Annotated in this window: 18 protein-coding genes; 13 read left to right on the top strand and 5 right to left on the bottom strand. The window is 66.9% G+C overall.

What is annotated here, in order from left to right; all coding sequences use genetic code 11:
- Positions 1 to 44 precede the first annotated feature (44 nt).
- Positions 45 to 2,471, top strand: a complete 2,427-nt coding sequence (locus BLQ28_RS07305) for a DUF3772 domain-containing protein (protein WP_093238050.1) — start codon at positions 45 to 47, stop codon at positions 2,469 to 2,471.
- A gap of 3 nt (positions 2,472 to 2,474) precedes the next feature.
- Here BLQ28_RS07305 and BLQ28_RS07300 read toward each other — a convergent pair whose 3' ends face one another.
- Positions 2,475 to 2,945 carry an Lrp/AsnC family transcriptional regulator gene (locus BLQ28_RS07300; RefSeq protein WP_176801075.1) on the bottom strand — a complete coding sequence of 157 codons (471 nt, stop codon included), beginning with the start codon at positions 2,943 to 2,945 and terminating at the stop codon, positions 2,475 to 2,477.
- Between the two features lie 210 nt (positions 2,946 to 3,155).
- Here BLQ28_RS07300 and BLQ28_RS07295 point away from each other — a divergent pair, with 210 nt between their 5' ends.
- From BLQ28_RS07295 to BLQ28_RS07280, 4 genes are all read left to right on the top strand, one after another.
- Positions 3,156 to 4,136, top strand: a complete 981-nt coding sequence (locus BLQ28_RS07295) for an ABC transporter substrate-binding protein (RefSeq protein WP_093238047.1) — start codon at positions 3,156 to 3,158, stop codon at positions 4,134 to 4,136.
- A gap of 73 nt (positions 4,137 to 4,209) precedes the next feature.
- On the top strand, positions 4,210 to 5,106 hold the full coding sequence (locus BLQ28_RS07290) for an ABC transporter permease (RefSeq protein WP_093238046.1): 897 nt from the start codon (positions 4,210 to 4,212) through the stop codon (positions 5,104 to 5,106).
- Entirely contained in the window at positions 5,106 to 5,900 is a 795-nt protein-coding gene (locus tag BLQ28_RS07285) for an ABC transporter ATP-binding protein (protein ID WP_093238044.1), read from the top strand. The genes BLQ28_RS07290 and BLQ28_RS07285 overlap by 1 nt, the downstream gene beginning before the upstream one ends.
- On the top strand, positions 5,900 to 6,412 hold the full coding sequence (locus BLQ28_RS07280) for a GNAT family N-acetyltransferase (protein WP_093238043.1): 513 nt from the start codon (positions 5,900 to 5,902) through the stop codon (positions 6,410 to 6,412). Before BLQ28_RS07285 ends, BLQ28_RS07280 begins: the two co-directional genes overlap by 1 nt.
- Before the next feature lie 7 nt (positions 6,413 to 6,419).
- Here BLQ28_RS07280 and BLQ28_RS07275 read toward each other — a convergent pair whose 3' ends face one another.
- A complete protein-coding gene (locus BLQ28_RS07275; RefSeq protein ID WP_093238041.1) occupies positions 6,420 to 6,698 on the bottom strand; it encodes a hypothetical protein in 279 nt (92 codons plus the stop codon).
- Positions 6,699 to 6,811: 113 nt separating this feature from the next.
- Between BLQ28_RS07275 and hemA the strand changes: the two genes are divergently transcribed.
- The 6 genes from hemA to BLQ28_RS07245 all read left to right on the top strand — a co-directional run bounded on the left by hemA (position 6,812) and on the right by BLQ28_RS07245 (position 12,360).
- Positions 6,812 to 8,083, top strand: coding sequence for a glutamyl-tRNA reductase (hemA, locus tag BLQ28_RS07270; RefSeq protein WP_093238040.1), 1,272 nt, complete (start codon positions 6,812 to 6,814; stop codon positions 8,081 to 8,083).
- A 122-nt stretch (positions 8,084 to 8,205) separates the two neighbouring features.
- A complete protein-coding gene (gene prfA / locus BLQ28_RS07265; RefSeq protein WP_093238038.1) occupies positions 8,206 to 9,294 on the top strand; it encodes a peptide chain release factor 1 in 1,089 nt (362 codons plus the stop codon).
- Entirely contained in the window at positions 9,294 to 10,142 is an 849-nt protein-coding gene (prmC, locus tag BLQ28_RS07260) for a peptide chain release factor N(5)-glutamine methyltransferase (protein WP_093238037.1), read from the top strand. Before prfA ends, prmC begins: the two co-directional genes overlap by 1 nt.
- Before the next feature lie 29 nt (positions 10,143 to 10,171).
- Positions 10,172 to 10,498, top strand: a complete 327-nt coding sequence (gene grxD, locus BLQ28_RS07255) for a Grx4 family monothiol glutaredoxin (RefSeq protein ID WP_093238035.1) — start codon at positions 10,172 to 10,174, stop codon at positions 10,496 to 10,498.
- Between the two features lie 16 nt (positions 10,499 to 10,514).
- Positions 10,515 to 11,024 carry a cupin domain-containing protein gene (locus BLQ28_RS07250; RefSeq protein WP_093238034.1) on the top strand — a complete coding sequence of 170 codons (510 nt, stop codon included), beginning with the start codon at positions 10,515 to 10,517 and terminating at the stop codon, positions 11,022 to 11,024.
- A gap of 52 nt (positions 11,025 to 11,076) precedes the next feature.
- Positions 11,077 to 12,360, top strand: a complete 1,284-nt coding sequence (locus tag BLQ28_RS07245) for a polyamine export protein PaeA (protein ID WP_093238032.1) — start codon at positions 11,077 to 11,079, stop codon at positions 12,358 to 12,360.
- A gap of 83 nt (positions 12,361 to 12,443) precedes the next feature.
- Here the strand turns inward: BLQ28_RS07245 and BLQ28_RS07240 are convergent, their stop codons facing one another.
- Positions 12,444 to 13,163, bottom strand: a complete 720-nt coding sequence (locus BLQ28_RS07240; protein WP_093238031.1) for a lytic transglycosylase domain-containing protein — start codon at positions 13,161 to 13,163, stop codon at positions 12,444 to 12,446.
- Positions 13,160 to 14,905, bottom strand: coding sequence for a proline--tRNA ligase (locus BLQ28_RS07235; RefSeq protein WP_093238029.1), 1,746 nt, complete (start codon positions 14,903 to 14,905; stop codon positions 13,160 to 13,162). The genes BLQ28_RS07240 and BLQ28_RS07235 overlap by 4 nt, the downstream gene beginning before the upstream one ends.
- A gap of 134 nt (positions 14,906 to 15,039) precedes the next feature.
- Here BLQ28_RS07235 and BLQ28_RS07230 point away from each other — a divergent pair, with 134 nt between their 5' ends.
- Together BLQ28_RS07230 and BLQ28_RS07225 are read left to right on the top strand one after the other, a co-directional pair.
- On the top strand, positions 15,040 to 15,699 hold the full coding sequence (locus BLQ28_RS07230) for an RNA pyrophosphohydrolase (RefSeq protein WP_093238028.1): 660 nt from the start codon (positions 15,040 to 15,042) through the stop codon (positions 15,697 to 15,699).
- Positions 15,686 to 16,249, top strand: coding sequence for a CNP1-like family protein (locus BLQ28_RS07225; protein ID WP_256327208.1), 564 nt, complete (start codon positions 15,686 to 15,688; stop codon positions 16,247 to 16,249). The genes BLQ28_RS07230 and BLQ28_RS07225 overlap by 14 nt, the downstream gene beginning before the upstream one ends.
- Positions 16,250 to 16,290: 41 nt before the next feature.
- Here the strand turns inward: BLQ28_RS07225 and proB are convergent, their stop codons facing one another.
- On the bottom strand, positions 16,291 to 17,430 hold the full coding sequence (gene proB / locus BLQ28_RS07220; protein ID WP_093238026.1) for a glutamate 5-kinase: 1,140 nt from the start codon (positions 17,428 to 17,430) through the stop codon (positions 16,291 to 16,293).
- Positions 17,431 to 17,503 lie beyond the last annotated feature (73 nt).

The following is a 17,503-nucleotide window of genomic DNA, read 5'->3' as shown; positions in this document are numbered from 1 at the left end:
TTTCTTACCAACCCTTACGACATGGCGGCTTCTATGATGCGGCCATGAGTTGGACCCTACGCCTCGCGACTTTTTGCCTCGCCGCCCTTCTGACGTGCGGCGGCGCGATGGCGCAACCGGACAGCAGCAACAACAGCGGCACCACGACGGCCGCTCCGGCCCCCACCGTCGCCGAGTTGCGCGCGCAGTTCACCAAGCTCACGGCCTCTGCCGAAACCGATGAAGACGCGCGCAAGCTGCTCGCACAGATCAACGACATCGGGGTGCAGGCCGACAAGTTCGTCACCGCGCGCACCGGCGAGCTGGCCGACCTGAATGCGCGGCTCGGCGAGCTCGGCAACCCGCCCGCAGCGGGCGCCACCGAAGACCCCGACATCACACGCCAGCGCGCGCGCCTGACCAAGGAACGCAATGCGCTCGACGCCGACATCCGCCTGGCGCGCCTGTTGTCCGTCGACGTGCGGCAGCGCGGCACCGACCTGGTCAGCCAGCGCCGGGCGCTGTTCGAGGCGCAGCTCACCGAGCGGGCGGCCTCGCCGCTCACGGGCGAATTCTGGAGCGACCTGAAGGAGGCCTGGCCCGACGACCTCGAACGCCTGAAAGCCATGGCCGCCGCGGTCAACGATGGCCTGCTGACCGCCACCCAGCCCGAAACACGGCTGCAGGTGATTGCCGCTCTGATCGCCGCGCTGCTGCTCGCGGTGCTCGGCAACTGGGCCGCCGAACATGCGCTGACCCGCCTCGCCGCGCGCTTCCTGCCGGCGGGGCGCCTGCGCCGCTCGGTGCTGGTGATCGGCATCGTGGCGAGCCACGTGCTGCTGGTCGCCGTGGCCGCGCACGGCTTCGTCCAGGTGCTGAAGGAATACGCCACCTGGGAGCCGCAGGCGCGCAGGGTGCTGCAGTCGACGGCACAGGCGATGGTGTTCATGGCCTTCGTGATCGGGTTGGGGCGCGGGCTGCTGGCCACGCGCCGGCCTTCGTGGCGCTTGCCGCCGATTCCCGATGCGATGGCCACGCGCCTGGCCGCCCTGCCCTGGCTGGTCGCGCTGGTGGCGGCGCTGGCGTGGACACCGGCCGAGGTCAATGCGCTGATCGACGCCAGCTTTGCGGCGGTGGTCGCCACGCACGTGCTCACGGCGTTGATGCTCACGGCCCTTGTTGCCTCGGTGCTCTACCTGGTGAAGCCGCTGCGCGCCGATGCACAGGAAGCCGGACTGCCCGAGCGGCCGATGTGGGTCGGCCTGCTGGTGGCGCTGATCGGCGCACTGATGATCGCGATCTGGGTGCTGGTGGCGCTCGGCTACGTGGCGCTGGCGAGCTTCCTGGCCTCGCAGCTCACCTGGAGCGGCATCGTGGCCGCAGCCTTCTACGTGCTGTTCAAGTTCGCGGACGACGTGTTCATGGCCACCGTGTCGTCGCGCAGCGCCTTCGGCCAGCGGCTGCAGAAGAGCTTCAACCTCGCGCCGCAGACGCTGGACCAGGCCGCCACGGTGCTTTCCGCGCTGAGCCGGGTCGCGCTGTTCTTCTACATGCTGATCGCGCTGGCCGCGCCGCTGGGCACAGGCCCCGGCGAGGTGTTCCAGCGCAGCGGCAAGTTCGGCACCGGCGTGAAGGTGGGCGAGTTCCAGCTGGTGCCGGGCGCGATCCTCAGCGCGGTCGGGGTGGCGGTGGTCGGCTTCATCATGCTGCGCATTTTCAAGCGCTGGCTCGAGCGCAGCTACCTGCCCAACACGCAGCTCGAACCGGGCATGCAGAGCTCGATCACCACGCTGCTGGGCTATGTGGGCGGCATCCTGGTGATCGCGTTCACGCTGTCGGCGCTGGGCATCGGCATCGAGCGCATCGCGTGGGTGGCGAGTGCGCTGTCGGTGGGTATCGGCTTCGGCTTGCAGGCCATCGTGCAGAACTTCATCTCGGGGCTGATCCTGCTGGCCGAGCAGCCGGTGAAGGTGGGCGACTGGGTGGTGCTGGGCACGGCCGAAGGCGACGTGCGGCGCATCAACGTGCGCGCCACCGAGATCCAGCTGGGCGACCGCTCGACGCTGATCGTGCCGAACTCGGAGTTCATCACCAAGACCGTGCGCAACATGACGCTGGCCAATGCCGAGGGCCGCGTGCTGATCCGCCTGCCGATGCCGCTGACCACCGACGCGCAGCGCGTGCGCGAGCTGATCCTTTCGGCCTGCCGCTCGCACGAAGGCGTGCTCGAAACGCCCGCGCCGTCGCTCACGCTCGAGGGCATCGAGAACGGGCTGCTGATCTTCCAGGCAATCGCCTACGTGGCGAGCCCCCGCCTGGCGGGCGGCGTGCGCAGCGACCTGCTGTTCGTGATCCTCGATGAGCTCCAGAAGGCCTCGCTGCCGATGGCGACGCCGACCACCTTCATGATGGCGCCCTCGCCCGCCGGGCCGGCCGCAGCCGCGCCGGCGCCCGCCACTTCCAGCTCGCCGATCCCCGGCATGCCGACCTGAGCCCTACGCCAACGGCAGGGCCGTGGTGAACTTGATCTCGTTGAGGCACACGCTGGAGCGCACCGCCGACACGCCGGGCATGTGCATCAGCGTGTGCATCAGGAATTGCGAGAGCGACTCCAGGTCTTGCGCGACGACCTTGAGCACGTAGTCGAAGTCGCCCGTCACCGAGTAGCACTCCAGGATCTGCTTCAGGTCGGCGATCAGGTCCTGGAACTTGGGCAACTCGTCGACATGGCCGCGGGCCATGGTCACGTGAATGAAGGCGATCACGCCCAGCCCCACGTGGCGCGCGTTCAGCCGCGCCGCGTAGCCGCTGATGAGGCCCAGCTCTTCCAGCCGCCGGTGCCGCCGCAGGCACTGCGCGGGCGAGAGATTGGCCACTTCCGACAGCTCCAGGTTCGATGCGCGGCCATGCGCCTGCAGGTGCTCGAGAATCTTCCGGTCGATTCTGTCGAGTTCAATCTCATGCAATTTCATCTCTTACTATCTCCAATCAATGAAATTGTATTTCTCAAAGCGGGGTAAGCCCGAGGGGTTCATGCACCTTAATTGTGCAAAGTACGATCTAGACTCCGAAGCTGCCGGAATTGCATGCCGCGATTCCAGGCCGCTGAATTCCTGGCCCCGGCCTGCGCCGGCAGCCTCATCAGACGCATCCACCCCCATCCGGAGACCTCTCTCGTGAAAAACGCTTTGCTTCGCACACCCTTCAGCGCAGTGGCCCTGGCCCTCGGCATCCTGGCTGCCGCGCCGTCCTTCGCGGCCGACACCAAGTCGGTGGCCGTGACGGCCATCGTCGAACACCCGGCGCTCGACGCCGTGCGCGACGGCGTGAAGGCCGAACTCAAGGCCGCGGGCTATGAAGAGGGCAAGAACCTCAAGTTCAGCTACCAGAGCGCCCAAGGCAACGTGGGCACCGCCGCCCAGATCGCCCGCAAGTACATCGGCGACGCGCCCGACGTGATCGTGGCCATCGCCACGCCGTCGGCACAGGCCGTGGTGGCCGCCACCAAGACCATTCCGGTCGTGTACTCGGCCATCACCGACCCGGTCGCCGCCAAGCTGGTGAAGAACTGGGACGCCACCGGCACCAACGTGACGGGCGTGTCGGACCTGTCGCCGCTCGAAAAGCACATCGGCCTGATCAAGCAGGTGGTGCCGAACGCCAAGCGCATCGGCGTGATCTACAGCCCCGGCGAAGCCAACTCGGTGGCCATCGTCGCCGCGCTGAAGAAGGCCGCCGCCGACGCCGGCATGACCGTGGTCGAGGCCGCCGCCGCCCGCACCGTGGACGTGCCGACCGCCGCGCAGAGCCTGGTGGGCAAGGCTGACGTGATCTACACGCCGACCGACAACAACGTGGTCTCGGCCTTCGAGGGCATCGTGAAGGTGGCACAACAGGCCAAGCTGCCCGTGGTGGCCGCCGACACCGCCACCGTCGAGCGCGGCGCCGTGGCCGCCCTCGGCCTGAACTACAGCGACATTGGCCGCCAGACCGGCAAGATCGTGGTGCGCATCCTCAAGGGCGAGAAGCCCGGCACGATCGCCTCGCAGACCAGCACCAACTTCGAGCTGGTGGTGAACCCCGACGCAGCCAAGCTGCAGGGCGTGACGCTGTCCGACGCGCTGCTGAAGACGGCAAAGGTCGTGAGCACCAAGTAAGCCCTCTACAGGCCGGCCGCCCTCTTTTCAACGAGGGCGGCGCGCCTGTTCCTGCCTCGCCGGAAGCCCCCACATGTCCCTCATTGCATCGCTGGGCGCCATCGAGATCGGTCTGATATTCGGACTGGTCGCGTTGGGCGTCTTCATGTCGTTTCGCATCATCAATTTCCCCGACCTCACGGTGGACGGCAGCTTTCCGCTGGGCGCCGCCGTGGCCGCGACGCTGATCGTTGCCGGCTGGAATCCGGTCGCCGCGACCGCCGTGGCCTGCGTGGCCGGTGCCGTCTCGGGCTGGGTCACCGCTTGGCTCAACGTCAAGCTGAAGATCATGCAGTTGCTCGCGAGCATCCTGGTGATGATCGCGCTGTACTCCATCAACCTGCGCGTGATGGGCAAGCCCAACGTGGCGCTCATCACCGAACCCACCGTGTTCAGCATGGTCAGCTTCGGCGGCATGCCCGAGCAATGGGCCAAGCCGTTGTTGCTGCTGCTGATCGTGATCGCGGCCAAGATCCTCGTCGACATGTTCTTCGCCTCCGAGGCCGGCCTGGCGATGCGCGCCACCGGCGGCAACGCCCGCATGGCGCGGGCCCAGGGCATTTCGACCGACTTCCACACGATGGCGGGCCTGGCCCTGTCGAATGCGCTGGTGGCACTGGCCGGTGCGCTGTTCGCGCAGAGCCAGGGCACGGCCGACATCTCGATGGGCGTGGGCACGATCGTGATCGGCCTGGCCGCGGTGATCATCGGCGAGACGCTGCTGCCCGCGCGCAGCATGGTCATCACCACGCTGGCTTGCGTGCTGGGCGCGCTGCTGTACCGCTTCTTCATTGCGATGGCACTCAATACCGACTTCATGGGCCTGCAGGCGCAAGACCTGAACCTGGTCACCGCCGTGCTGGTGGCGTTCGCGCTGCTGGTGCCCGCCTACAAGCGCAAGCTGGGCGCCCTCTTCAAGGGGAAGAACTGATGTTGCGCGCCCAACAACTCGAGATGACTTTCAACCCGGGCACGCCGATCGAGAACCGCGTGCTGCGCGGCCTCAGTCTGGAGATTCCCACCGGCCAGTTCGTCACCGTGATCGGCTCGAACGGCGCGGGCAAGTCGACCTTTCTGAATGCGGTGAGCGGCGACCTGATCGTCGACAAGGGCAACATCGAGATCGACGGCAAGGACGTGACGCGCATGAACGCCTGGCAGCGCTCGGGCATGGTGGCCCGCGTGTTCCAGGACCCGATGGCCGGCACCTGCGAGGCGCTGACCATCGAGGAGAACATGGCGCTGGCGTGGAAGCGCGGCGAGCGGCGCGGCTTCGGCTTTTCGCTCAATCGCAACCTGCGCGAGCTGTTCCGCGAGAAGCTGTCGATCCTGAAGCTGGGGCTCGAAAACCGGCTGGCCGATCGCATCGGCCTGCTGTCGGGCGGGCAGCGACAGGCGGTGAGCCTCTTGATGGCGTCGCTCAAGCCCTCGCGCATCCTGCTGCTCGACGAACACACGGCCGCGCTCGACCCGAAGACGGCAGCCTTCGTGCTGGAGCTGACCGCGAAGATCGTCGAGGGCAGCCAGCTGACCGCAATGATGGTCACGCACAGCATGCGGCAGGCGCTGGACTACGGTTCGCGCACGGTGATGCTGCACGAGGGCCAGGTGATCCTCGACGTGGCCGGGCCGCAGCGCGCGGGCCTCGACGTGCCCGACCTGCTGCGCATGTTCGAGCAGACGCGCGGCGAAAAGCTCGACGACGACAAGCTGCTGCTGGCCTGATGGCACCAGACGCGGCACGGGTGCGCGCGATGCGCGCGGACGACCTCGACGCCGTGCTCGCGATCCAGCTTGCCTGCTATGGCGCAGGCTTCGTGGAAGACGGCGTGCTGATCGCACGGCGGCTCGCGACCGCGCCCCACACGGGCTGGGTCGCCGAGCACGGGGGCGGCGTGCGGGCCTATCTGGCGGGCTATCCCTCGGTGATCGGCAAGCTCACGCCGCTGCACGGCGAGTTCGAGGTCGCGCCGGATGCCGACTCGTTGTACCTGCACGATCTGGCGGTGCACCCCGAGGCTTCGGGGCTGGGCCTGGGGCCGAGGCTGGTGCGCCATGCCTGGGCGCACGCCATGCAGGCCGGCTGGCGGCATTCGACGCTGGTGTCCGTGCAGGCCTCGGTGGGTTTCTGGGAACGGCAGGGCTATGTGGCGGCGCAGCCTGCGGGCACCGACCAGCAGGCCCGCCTCGCCACCTACCCGGGCGCCTCGGTCTACATGGCCCGGCGGCTGGACTGACCGGGTTTCAGCGGCGCCAGCCGCGCATCGCCAGCCATTGGACGGTGCCGCAGACCACCACCAGCGCCGCATAGGTCGCCATCATCCCGTCGCGGCCGAACACGACCAGACCGATCAGCGACACCCCCACGCCGGCCGCGAAGGTCAGCGCCCACTGCACCCACCAGCGCGGAACGCCGGCGCGCCGCCCGCCCAGATACCGGCCGGCGAAGGCCAGCACAAGGGCGATGAAGGCCGCGGGCGCGACGAAATTGAGGAGGTGGTTGAGGAGGTCCAGCAGGTCCATCGGGTGGGCCGCACGCGGGCGTCAGGTCATGCTGCGAAAGTTATGGCTGTCATAGGGAATGCCATTTGTCCCCCGGCAACCCTGGAGCGGCTGCTGATTTTATAATCACGGCCATGTCAGTCTGGGCCCTTGGCTTGAACCACACGACCGCGCCGCTCGATCTGCGCGGTCGTTTTGCGTTCGCGCTTGATCAGATCGCCCCCACGCTGCAGAGCCTGCGCAGTTCCTTCGCCACCGGCCGCCACCCCCAGGTCGAGGCCGCGATCATCTCCACCTGCAACCGCACCGAGATCTACTGCGCCTCCGAGCACATCGCGCTCGACCACACCTTCGGCTGGCTGGCCCAGAGCGGCGGCGTGGCCCCTGCCCTGCTGCGCTCGCATGCCTACACGCTGCACGACGACGAAGCCGCCCGCCATGCCTTCCGCGTGGCCAGCGGGCTCGACTCGATGGTGCTCGGCGAAGCCCAGATCCTCGGCCAGATGAAAGACGCGGTGCGCGCGGCCGAAACCGCCGGCGCGCTGGGCACCACGCTCAACCAGTTGTTCCAGCGTTCGTTCGCGGTTGCCAAAGAAGTCCGTACCGCCACCGAGATCGGCGCGCACTCGATCAGCATGGCCGCCGCGGCGGTCCGTTTGGCCGGCCAACTCTTCGAAGACTTGCACAAGACGCGCGTGCTGTTCGTCGGCGCAGGCGAAATGATCGACCTGGCCGCGACGCACTTTGCCGCCAAAGACCCGAAGTCCATCGCCATTGCCAATCGCACGCTCGAACGCGGCGAGAAGCTGGCCTCGCGCTTCGGCGGCGAGGCGATGCGCCTGGCCGACCTGCCGGCGCGGCTCGCCGAATTCGACATCGTCGTGAGCTGCACCGCAAGCACGCTGCCGATCATCGGCCTGGGTGCCGTCGAGCGCGCGCTCAAGGCGCGCAAGCATCGCCCGATGTTCATGGTCGACCTGGCCGTGCCGCGCGACATCGAACCCGAAGTGAAGGCGCTGGAAGACGTCTACCTCTACACCGTCGACGACCTCGCGCAAGTGGTGCAGCAGGGCCAGGCCAACCGGCAGGCCGCCGTGGCGCAGGCCGAAGTCATCATCGATGCCGGCGTGCAGAGCTTCATGCATTGGCTGGGCCAACGCGGCACGGTGCCGCTGATCCAGCAGCTCAATGCGCAGGCCGATGAATGGCGCGCCGCCGAAATGGCGCGCGCGCGCAAGCTGCTCGCCAAGGGCGAATCGATCGAGGCGGTGCTCGAAGCCATGTCGCGCGGGCTCACGCAGAAGATGATGCACGGCGCCATGGCCGAGCTGCATTCGGGCGACGCCACCTCGCGCGAGCAGACGGCACAGACCATCTCGCGCCTGTTCCTGCGCAAAGAGCGTTAGCGACGCTCGTCAGCAGCCCGGCCTGGCCCTGTGCCGTGCGCCGTGCGCCGCGGCCTTCATGCGCCCTGCCTTCGTCGCACCCTCGCGGCACTCTTTCCCCATTTTTTCGAGCCCCTTTCGCTGTGAAATCCTTTCTGCGCCACCAACTCGAACGCTACGCCCAGCGTCTGGGTGAACTCGACTTCCTGCTTTCGCGCGAAGACATCATGAGCGACATGGCGCAGTACCGCACCATCTCGCGCGAGCACGCCGAGGTCACGCAGATCGCCGGCCGCTATGAGCGCTACAGGCAGCGCGAGGCCGACATCGCCGGTGCGAAGGAAATGCTCGACGACCCCGACATGGCCGAGATGGCGCGCGAAGAAATCGCCGGTGCCGAAGCCGAGCTGGTGCAGCTCGAAGAAGAGCTGCAGCGCCTGCTGCTGCCCAAGGACCCCGACGACACGCGCAACGCCTTTCTCGAAATCCGCGCCGGCACGGGCGGCGACGAATCCGCCCTGTTCGCGGGCGACCTGCTGCGCATGTACACGCGCTACTGCGAGCGCGCCGGCTGGCGCTGCGAGGTCGTGAGCGAAAGCGAAAGCGAGCTCGGCGGCTACAAGGAAGTGGTGATCCGCGTCGTTGGCGACGAGGTGTTCGGCCATCTGCGCTTCGAATCGGGCGGCCACCGCGTGCAGCGCGTGCCGGCCACCGAGACGCAGGGCCGCATCCACACCAGCGCCTGCACGGTCGCCGTGCTGGCCGAGCCCGACGAAGCCGTGGCGGTGCAGATCAACCCGGCCGACCTGCGCATCGACACCTACCGCGCGAGCGGCGCCGGCGGCCAGCACATCAACAAGACCGACTCGGCCGTGCGCATCACGCACATCCCGACCGGCATCGTGGCCGAGTGCCAGGACGACCGCAGCCAGCACCGCAACAAGGCCAAGGCGCTGCAGGTGCTGTCGGCGCGCATCCAGGAGAAAGACCGCAGCGAGCGCGCCGCCAAGGACGCGGCAATGCGCAAGGGCCTCATCGGCAGCGGCGACCGCTCGGACCGCATCCGCACCTACAACTTTCCGCAGGGCCGGCTCACCGACCACCGGATCAACCTCACGCTCTACAAGCTGCTTGCCATCATGGAAGGCGATCTCGGCGACGTGCTCGACGCCCTGCGCGCCGCGCGCGAGGCCGAGCAGCTGGCCGAGCTGGAATCGAGCTTGCCGGCGTGATGACGGCCACCACCACGCCGTCTACCGTGGCGCAGGCGCTGGGCGCGGCGGTCGCGCTGGGCATCGACCGGCTCGATGCGCAGTTGCTGCTGCTGCATGCGCTCGGCCGCGCGCCGCACGACCGGGCCTGGCTGCTGGCCCATGACACCGATGCGCTCCCCGAGGCGGCGTGGCCCGCCCTCTCGGCGCAGCTGTCGCGCCGGCTGGCTGGCGAACCGGTCGCCTACCTGCTGGGCGAGAAGGAGTTTCATGGCCTCAACCTGCAGGTGGACGCACGCGTGCTGGTGCCGCGGCCGGACACCGAGACGCTGGTCGAATGGGCCCTGCAGTGCCTGGAAGGCCATGCAGCCCCGCGCGCGCTCGACCTTGGCACGGGCAGCGGCGCGATCGCGCTGGCTCTACAACACGCTCGCCCCGATGCGCAGGTCGATGCGGTCGATGCCAGCGCCGATGCGCTCGCGGTTGCCGAGGCCAATGCACGGCGCCTGGGCCTGCCGGTACGCTTTGCCCAGGCCCACTGGCTCGATGGCGCCGCGAGCGGCTACACGGTCATCGCCAGCAATCCGCCGTACATCGCCGCAAATGACCCGCATCTGCCCGCGCTGCGCCACGAGCCCTCTTCGGCGCTGGTTGCCGGCGCCGACGGGCTCGACGACATCCGCCAGATCGTCCGCACGGCCCCCGATCACCTCGCGCCAGGCGGCTGGCTGCTGCTCGAGCACGGCCATGACCAGGCCGTGGCCGTGCACCAGTTGCTCGCCGAACGCGGTTTCACCGAAGTCCAAAGCCGGGAAGACCTGGCCGGCATCCAGCGCTGCTCCGGCGGAATCTGGCGCACGGTGAAATAATCCCCCCAGCCCACTTTTCAGGAGTCCCCATGTCCGACGCCCAACAACGCATCGACGATCTCGTCAAAACCAACGACCTCGTGCTCTTCATGAAGGGCAATGCCAGCTTTCCGATGTGCGGCTTCTCGGGCCGCGCCATCCAGATCCTCAAGGCGGTCGGCGTCGACACCAGGACGCTCAAGACCGTCAACGTGCTCGAAGACGACGGCATCCGCCAGGGCATCAAGGAATACAGCAACTGGCCCACGATCCCGCAGCTCTACGTGAAGGGCGAATTCGTCGGCGGCTCGGACATCATGATGGAGATGTACGAGTCGGGCGAGCTGCAGCAGGTGCTCAACGGCAACCCCGCCTGATTTCAAGGCAAGCGCAATGAGCCACGATCACGCAGATCACGGCCATTCGCATGACGGCGAAGCCGGCCCCGCCTGGAAGCACGATGGCGTGCGTGTGATCGCGGCCAACCAGCTCGACGCCAACACCGCACAGACGCCCGGCATGAACCGGGCCGCGGCCATCAACTTCGCCCGCGTAGGTGCGCAGAAGCTCTGGGCCGGCACGGTGACCATCCATGCCGACGCCAAGACCGGCGCCCATCACCACGGGCATCTCGAATCGGTGATCTACGTCGTGCGCGGCCGGGCCCGCATGCGATGGGGCGACAAGCTCGAGTTCACGGCCGAGGCCGGCCCAGGCGACTTCATCTACGTGCCGCCCTTCGTGCCGCACCAGGAAATCAACGCCAGCGCGACCGAAACGCTCGAATGCGTGCTGTGCCGCAGCGACGGCGAAGCGGTGGCGGTGAACCTCGACATCGAGCCCGTGGAGAAACCCGAATCGGTGCTCTGGGTCGACCCGACCCACCCCCACGGCGGCGTCTGACCGTTTTGCCGGGGCCGAGTCATGGCACCATGGCACTCTTCACAGTGCCACCATGACCCTTACCCAAAGCCTGCTCATCATCGTTCTGCTGATTGCGATGAGCGCGTTCTTTTCCCTCGCCGAAATCACGCTGGCCGCCTCGCGCCGCCTGCGCCTGCGCCAGATGGCCGACGAAGGCGACCCGCGCGCGGAGAAAGTGCTGCGCGTGCAGGAGCAGCCCGGCCACTACTTCACCGTGGTACAGATCGGGCTCAATGCGGTGGCGATTCTTGGCGGCGTCGTGGGCGAAGGCTCGCTGAGCCCGTACTTCGCGATGTTCTTCGAGCGGTGGTTGAGCGTCGAGGCTTCGGCCAACATCGCCTTTCTTTGCTCCTTCGTGATCGTCATCGCGGTGTTCCTGGTGTTCGCCGACCTGTTCCCCAAGCGGCTCGGCATGAGCAACCCCGAACAGTTGGCGGTGCGGCTGGTCGGGCCGATGCAGTTGCTTATCACCACCTTCAAGCCTCTGGTGTGGTTCTTCACGCGCTGCACCGATCTGCTCTTCAAGGCGCTCGGCATGCCGATGGCGCGCGACGACAAGATCACATCGGCCGACATCCTGGCCATGACCGAGGCCGGCGCCCGGGCCGGCGTGCTCGCGGTGCGCGAGCAGCAGGTGATCGCCAATGTGTTCGAGCTTGAGACACGGCTGGTCAGCAGCGTGATGACCGCGCGCGACAGCATCGCGTGGTTCCTGCACGACGACCCGGAATCGGTGCTGCGCGCGCGCATCGTGGCAGAGCCTTTTTCGGCCTATCCGGTGTGCGACGGCGACATCGATCATGTGCTGGGCTACGTGGACGCCAAGGACATGTTCCAGCGCGTGCTGAGCGGCCAGCCGCTGGCCTTCGACCAGGGCCTGACGCTGCACAAGGCGCTGGTGATTCCCGACCGGCTCTCGCTCACCGAAGTGCTGGAGCAGTTCCGGCAGGCGCACGAAGACTTCGCGATCATCGTCAACGAATACAGCCTCGTGGTGGGCGTGATCACGCTCAACGACGTGATGAGCACGGTGATGGGCGACCTGGTGTCGACACCCGACGAAGAGCAGATCGTGAAGCGCGACGAGAACTCGTGGCTGATCGACGGCATCACGCCCATCCAGGACGTGCAGCGCGCGCTCCACATCGACGAGCTGCCGCATGCCGAGGAGTACGAGACGCTGGCCGGCTTCCTGATGGTGATGCTGCGCCGCGTGCCCAAGCGCACGGACAGCGTGGCTTGGGGCGGCTATACCTTCGAGGTGATGGACGTGGACAGCTACCGCATCGACCAGGTCATGGTGACCAGGACTTGACCCGCCCGCAGGTTGCGCTGCTTCGCCTTCCCTTCACCGACGGCCCGGCAAAGCCGGCTCCCCGGTATTCCTGACACTCAGATTCAAGCTGCCGAACGATCCTTGTCGCGCTCGCGTTCGCGCGCCTTGTCGTCGTAGGCCCAGAGCCGCTGGTTCGAGAACACGGCGTTCGGGTACGGCGACTTGCCCCGGCTGCCGTTGTAGCGACCCAGCGTCATGTACAGGTCGCCGTTCTCGCGGTCGAGGTAATGGCGCAGGATCACGCAGCCGAAACGCAGATTGGTCTGCATGTGGAACAGCTTGCCCGGATCGCTGTCGCCGATCACGCGCGTCCAGAACGGCATGACCTGCATGTAGCCGCGCGCGCCGGCGCTCGACACCGCGAACTTGCGGAAGTTGCTCTCGACCTGCACCAGCCCCAGCACCAGGCTCACGTCGAGCCCCGAGCGCTTGGCTTCGTACCAGGCGGTCTGCAGGAATTCGATGCGCGAGGGCGCGTCGGCGATCTTCTTCTTGAGGCGTTCGCTCATCTCGCCGAGCCAACGCAGGTAGGCCAGGCGGGCTTCGGTGTTCGCGAACTGCGGCACCGGTGGCGCCTTGTTGTGGATGGCCGAGCTGAGCGCGGTACGCACCGAGTCGATCAGCGGCTCCTCGATCTGGGCGCCGGCAAAGGCGATGCGCGGCACCGAAACCAGCGAGAGAGCACCTGCAACCGCGGCGCCGGTGATGCACCGCCGGCGGCTGATGCCATCACCCTGCGCGGCCGTCACCGCGAGATCGTCGGGACGGCCCGGCAGGCTCATGCGGCGAGTTTGCCGGCGATGAAGTCGGCGATGCCGGCCGCGGGCACCTTGGTTGCGGCGGTATCGCGGCGATGCTGGTATTCGAGCTGGCCTTCCTTGAGGCCACGGTCGGAGATCACCACGCGGTGGGGCACGCCGATGAGCTCCCAGTCGGCAAACATCGCGCCAGGGCGTTCGCCGCGGTCGTCGAGCAGCACATCGACACCCTTGGCGAGCAGTTCTTCATAGAGCGCTTCGGCCGCCACCTTGACCTCGGGGCTGCGGTCCATGCCGATCGGGCAGACCACCACGGTGAACGGGGCCAGCGCGTCGGGCCAGATGATGCCGCGCTCGTCGTGGTTCTGTTCGATGGCCGCCGCGGGCAGGCGCGTGATGCCGATGCCGTAGCAACCCATCTCGAGGAACTGCGGCTTGCCGCCTTCGTCGAGGTAGGTGGCGTTCATGTCCTTGCTGTACTTCGTGCCGAGCACGAAGACGTGGCCGACTTCGATGCCGCGTTCGATGGCCAGCAGGCCCTTGCCGTCGGGCGAGGCGTCGCCCGCGACCACGTTGCGGATATCGGCCACCAGGTCGGGCTCGGGCAGGTCGCGGCCCCAGTTGACGCCGGTCATGTGGAAGTCGACTTCGTTGGCGCCGGTGATCCAGTCGGCCAGCACGGCGGCTTCGCGGTCGGCCACGAGCTTGACCGGCTTCTTGAGGTTCAGCGGGCCCAGGTAGCCGGGCTTGCAGCCGAAGTGGTCTTCGATTTCGGCCAGGGTCGCAAAGCGGAAGCCCTGGTTCAGGCCCGGGAGCTTGCTGACCTTGATCTCGTTCATGTCGTGGTCGCCGCGCAGCAGCAGCAGCCAGACCTGCGAGCCCTTCGGGTTGCCGGCCTCATCGACGATGTCGGTGGCCAGCACCAGCGACTTGATGGTGGTCGACAGCGGCACGCCGAGCAGTTCGGCCACATCGGCGCAGGTGCTCTTGCCGGGGGTCGGCGTCTTCTCGAGCGCGTTGGCGGGTGAGGGACGCGGACCGGCCGGGGCCAGCGCCTCGGCCTTTTCCATGTTGGCGGCGTAGTTGCTGTCGGGGCAATAGACGATGGCGTCTTCGCCGGTGGCGGCGATCACCTGGAACTCTTCGCTCAGGTCGCCGCCGATGGCGCCACTGTCGGCCGCCACGGCGCGGTAGCGCAGGCCGAAGCGGTCGAAGATGTTGCGGTAGGCCTGTGCCATGACCTGGTAGCTGGCCTTGGCTGCATCGAGGTCGCGGTCGAAGCTGTAGGCGTCCTTCATGATGAATTCGCGCCCGCGCATCAGGCCGAAGCGCGGACGGCGCTCGTCGCGGAACTTGGTCTGGATCTGGTAGAAATTCTTCGGCAGCTGCTTGTAGCTGCGGATTTCTTGCCGCGCGATGTCGGTCACCACCTCTTCACTGGTGGGCTGGATCACGAAGTCGCGGTCATGCCGGTCCTTGATGCGCAGCAGCTCGGGGCCCATCTTGTCGAATCGGCCGGTCTCTTGCCAGAACTCGGCTGGCTGCACCACGGGCATCGTCATTTCGACGGCGCCCGCCCGGTTCATCTCTTCGCGCACGATCGCCTCGACCTTGCGGATCACGCGCAAACCCATGGGCATGTACGTGTAGATGCCCGTGCCGAGCTTCTTGATCATGCCGGCCCGCATCATCAGCCGGTGGCTTGCCACCTCGGCATCGGCGGGCGCTTCCTTGAGGGTGGGGACAAAAAATCGGGAAGCTTTCATCGGGATCGCGGTGATGGAAACGGAATGGAAGTGGGGGACTGCTCCCCCGGAGAGACCCTGAGAGCCTGCATCGCAGCTTGCCGAGGGCAACCCGGCATGCATAATCGACTCAGTTCAAAAATTGGGGTTTGATTATGCTCGACCGGGACGGCTTCAGGCCCAACGTCGGCATCATCCTGCTCAACCAGAGAAACCAGGTTTTCTGGGGCAAACGCATACGCACGCATTCTTGGCAGTTTCCGCAAGGCGGCATAGACCGTGGCGAAAGTCCCGAGCAAGCCATGTTCCGGGAACTGCATGAGGAAGTGGGGCTCCATCCGGAGCATGTGCGCATCGTGGCCCGTACCCGCGACTGGTTGCGCTACGAGGTGCCGGATCGGTTCATCCGCCGTGACGCACGGGGCCACTACAAGGGCCAGAAACAAATCTGGTATTTGCTGCAACTCGTCGGCCACGATTGGGATCTCAACCTGCGTGCCACCGACCATCCCGAATTCGACGCTTGGCGCTGGCACGACTACTGGGTGCCGCTCGACGTTGTCGTCGAGTTCAAGCGCGGCGTCTACGAGATGGCGCTGACCGAGCTTGCTCGCTACCTGCCACGGCAGGATTTCCGCAATCGCTTCCTGCGCAGCAACGTGCGCGCCCGAGAGTTCGAGCGCCATCCTGCCGCACCAGGCCATGAACCTAATTTCGAGCTGCCCCCGGGTGCAAGCTTCGACCCGGACCCCAATGCCAAACTCGCGAACGACGCCCCTCCCCCGCCCAACGGCTCCCACCATGCGCCGCGTTGAACGCGCGCTGATCCTTGTCGGCCTGTGCGCGCTCGTTGCCGCGTGCAGCTCGAAGGGCTACAACACCGACAACCCCGACTGGGCCCAGGGCGGCATGCCCTTGCCGCCGAAGGTCACGAGCGCGGATGGCGAATGGAAGGAAAGCGAGGCGCCGCCTCCACCGAAGTTCGATGTGAAGCGCCTCGAACCGATCGCGATGCCACCCTATATGACACTCAAGTTCGGCGTCGATCCAGGCACCATCACGATCACCGATGACGGGATCGCACGCTATGTGGTCGTGGCAAGCAGCACGCACAACACGGGTGGCGCACTCACGGCTTACTACGAGGCCGTGCGCTGCTCGACCGCCGAGATGAAGAGCTATGCGCGCTTCACCGATGGCGCCTGGACGGAAACGCAGAAGCCTGAATGGAAGAGTTTCAGGGACCTGAACTCGAGCTACGCCCGGCAGCTCGCGATCCAGGGCCTGTGCCGCGGCGATGCACCCCGCGCTTCGGTGAAAGACATAGTCCAGAACCTTCGCGATCCCGCTCGCAAGCTGCAGTGATCTAACTGGCGGGGCGGCAAGCAAGGCCCCTCGCCCGCCGATCAGCTGGGCATCAGCACCATGTTGTCCCGGTGCACCATCTCCGGCTCTGCCGCGTAACCGAGCAGCCGTTCGAACTCGGCAGAAGGCTTGCGACACAGCAGCCGCGCCTCCACGCTCGAATAGTTGGCCAGGCCACGGGCCAGTTCGACGCCATCGGCATCCCGAACCGCGATCACGTCGCCGCGAGAGAACTCGCCCGACACGCCGGTCATGCCGATCGGCAGCAAGCTCTTGCCTTCAGCGCGTACCTTGGCAGCCGCCCCTGCATCGACGACGACCGAGCCCCGCAGCTGCAGGTGATCGGCCATCCAGCGCTTGCGCGCCTGGTGCTTGGCCGTTTGCGCGACCAGCAAGGTCCCGATGGATTCGCCACGGACCAGCCGCAGCAGGGCGTCGGATTCGCGCCCCCATGCAATCACGGTGGATGCGCCCGATCCGGCCGCACGCTTGGCCGCAAGGATCTTGGTGATCATGCCGCCGCGGCCGATGCTGGAGCCGGCGCCACCCGCCATCGCTTCGAGTGCCGGGTCGCCGGCGGCGGCCTCGTGCACGAACTTCGCGTCCGGGTCCTTGCGCGGATCGGCGGTGTAAAGGCCCTTCTGGTCCGTCAGGATGACCAGCGCGTCGGCCTCGACGAGGTTGGCCACGAGCGCACCCAGCGTGTCGTTGTCGCCGAACTTGATCTCGTCGTTGACGACCGTGTCGTTCTCGTTGATGACAGGCACCACGCCCAGGCGGAGCAGCGTGACGAGCGTCGAGCGTGCATTGAGGTAGCGTTCGCGGTCGGCAAGGTCGGCGTGGGTCAGCAGCACCTGGGCGCTGCCGATCTGGTTCTCGCGCAGCTTGGTCTCGTACATCTGGGCCAGGCCCATCTGCCCGACGGCCGCCGCGGCCTGAAGTTCATGGATTTCGTGCGGCCGGGTGCGCCAGCCCAGGCGCTTCATGCCTTCGGCAATCGCCCCGCTCGACACCATCACGACCTCGCGCCCGTCACGGACCAACTCCGCCAATTGCCGGCACCACTCGCCGATAGCGCTTTCATCCAGGCCGCGCCCCTCGTTGGTCACGAGGCTGGAGCCCACCTTGACGACGATACGGCGGGCATCCCGCAAGGCAGTGGATCCGGAGTTCGAGGTCATTTTCGGCAGTAACGGGCGTGGATGGGGCGCGATGGGCTGTGTGTGAATCGAGTGGCACCGGATTCGATGCCAC

This window comes from Variovorax sp. EL159 (assembly GCF_900100965.1).
In the GTDB taxonomy this organism is placed as follows: Bacteria; Pseudomonadota; Gammaproteobacteria; order Burkholderiales; family Burkholderiaceae_C; genus Variovorax.
The sequence above is the reverse complement of the archived record's forward strand: the minus strand, read 5'-3'. Positions and strand labels throughout refer to the sequence as shown.

Coding starts and splice junctions, on each gene's coding strand:
- BLQ28_RS07280 (WP_093238043.1), top strand. CDS start 5,900: ATGGCACCAGACGCGGCACGGGTGCGCGCGATGCGCGCGGACGACCTC.
- BLQ28_RS07240 (WP_093238031.1), bottom strand. CDS start 13,163: ATGAGCCTGCCGGGCCGTCCCGACGATCTCGCGGTGACGGCCGCGCAG.
- BLQ28_RS07245 (WP_093238032.1), top strand. CDS start 11,077: ATGACCCTTACCCAAAGCCTGCTCATCATCGTTCTGCTGATTGCGATG.
- BLQ28_RS07275 (WP_093238041.1), bottom strand. CDS start 6,698: ATGGACCTGCTGGACCTCCTCAACCACCTCCTCAATTTCGTCGCGCCC.
- BLQ28_RS07235 (WP_093238029.1), bottom strand. CDS start 14,905: ATGAAAGCTTCCCGATTTTTTGTCCCCACCCTCAAGGAAGCGCCCGCC.
- BLQ28_RS07290 (WP_093238046.1), top strand. CDS start 4,210: ATGTCCCTCATTGCATCGCTGGGCGCCATCGAGATCGGTCTGATATTC.
- BLQ28_RS07230 (WP_093238028.1), top strand. CDS start 15,040: ATGCTCGACCGGGACGGCTTCAGGCCCAACGTCGGCATCATCCTGCTC.
- hemA (WP_093238040.1), top strand. CDS start 6,812: ATGTCAGTCTGGGCCCTTGGCTTGAACCACACGACCGCGCCGCTCGAT.
- proB (WP_093238026.1), bottom strand. CDS start 17,430: ATGACCTCGAACTCCGGATCCACTGCCTTGCGGGATGCCCGCCGTATC.
- BLQ28_RS07285 (WP_093238044.1), top strand. CDS start 5,106: ATGTTGCGCGCCCAACAACTCGAGATGACTTTCAACCCGGGCACGCCG.
- BLQ28_RS07305 (WP_093238050.1), top strand. CDS start 45: ATGAGTTGGACCCTACGCCTCGCGACTTTTTGCCTCGCCGCCCTTCTG.
- prmC (WP_093238037.1), top strand. CDS start 9,294: ATGACGGCCACCACCACGCCGTCTACCGTGGCGCAGGCGCTGGGCGCG.
- grxD (WP_093238035.1), top strand. CDS start 10,172: ATGTCCGACGCCCAACAACGCATCGACGATCTCGTCAAAACCAACGAC.
- BLQ28_RS07225 (WP_256327208.1), top strand. CDS start 15,686: ATGCGCCGCGTTGAACGCGCGCTGATCCTTGTCGGCCTGTGCGCGCTC.
- BLQ28_RS07250 (WP_093238034.1), top strand. CDS start 10,515: ATGAGCCACGATCACGCAGATCACGGCCATTCGCATGACGGCGAAGCC.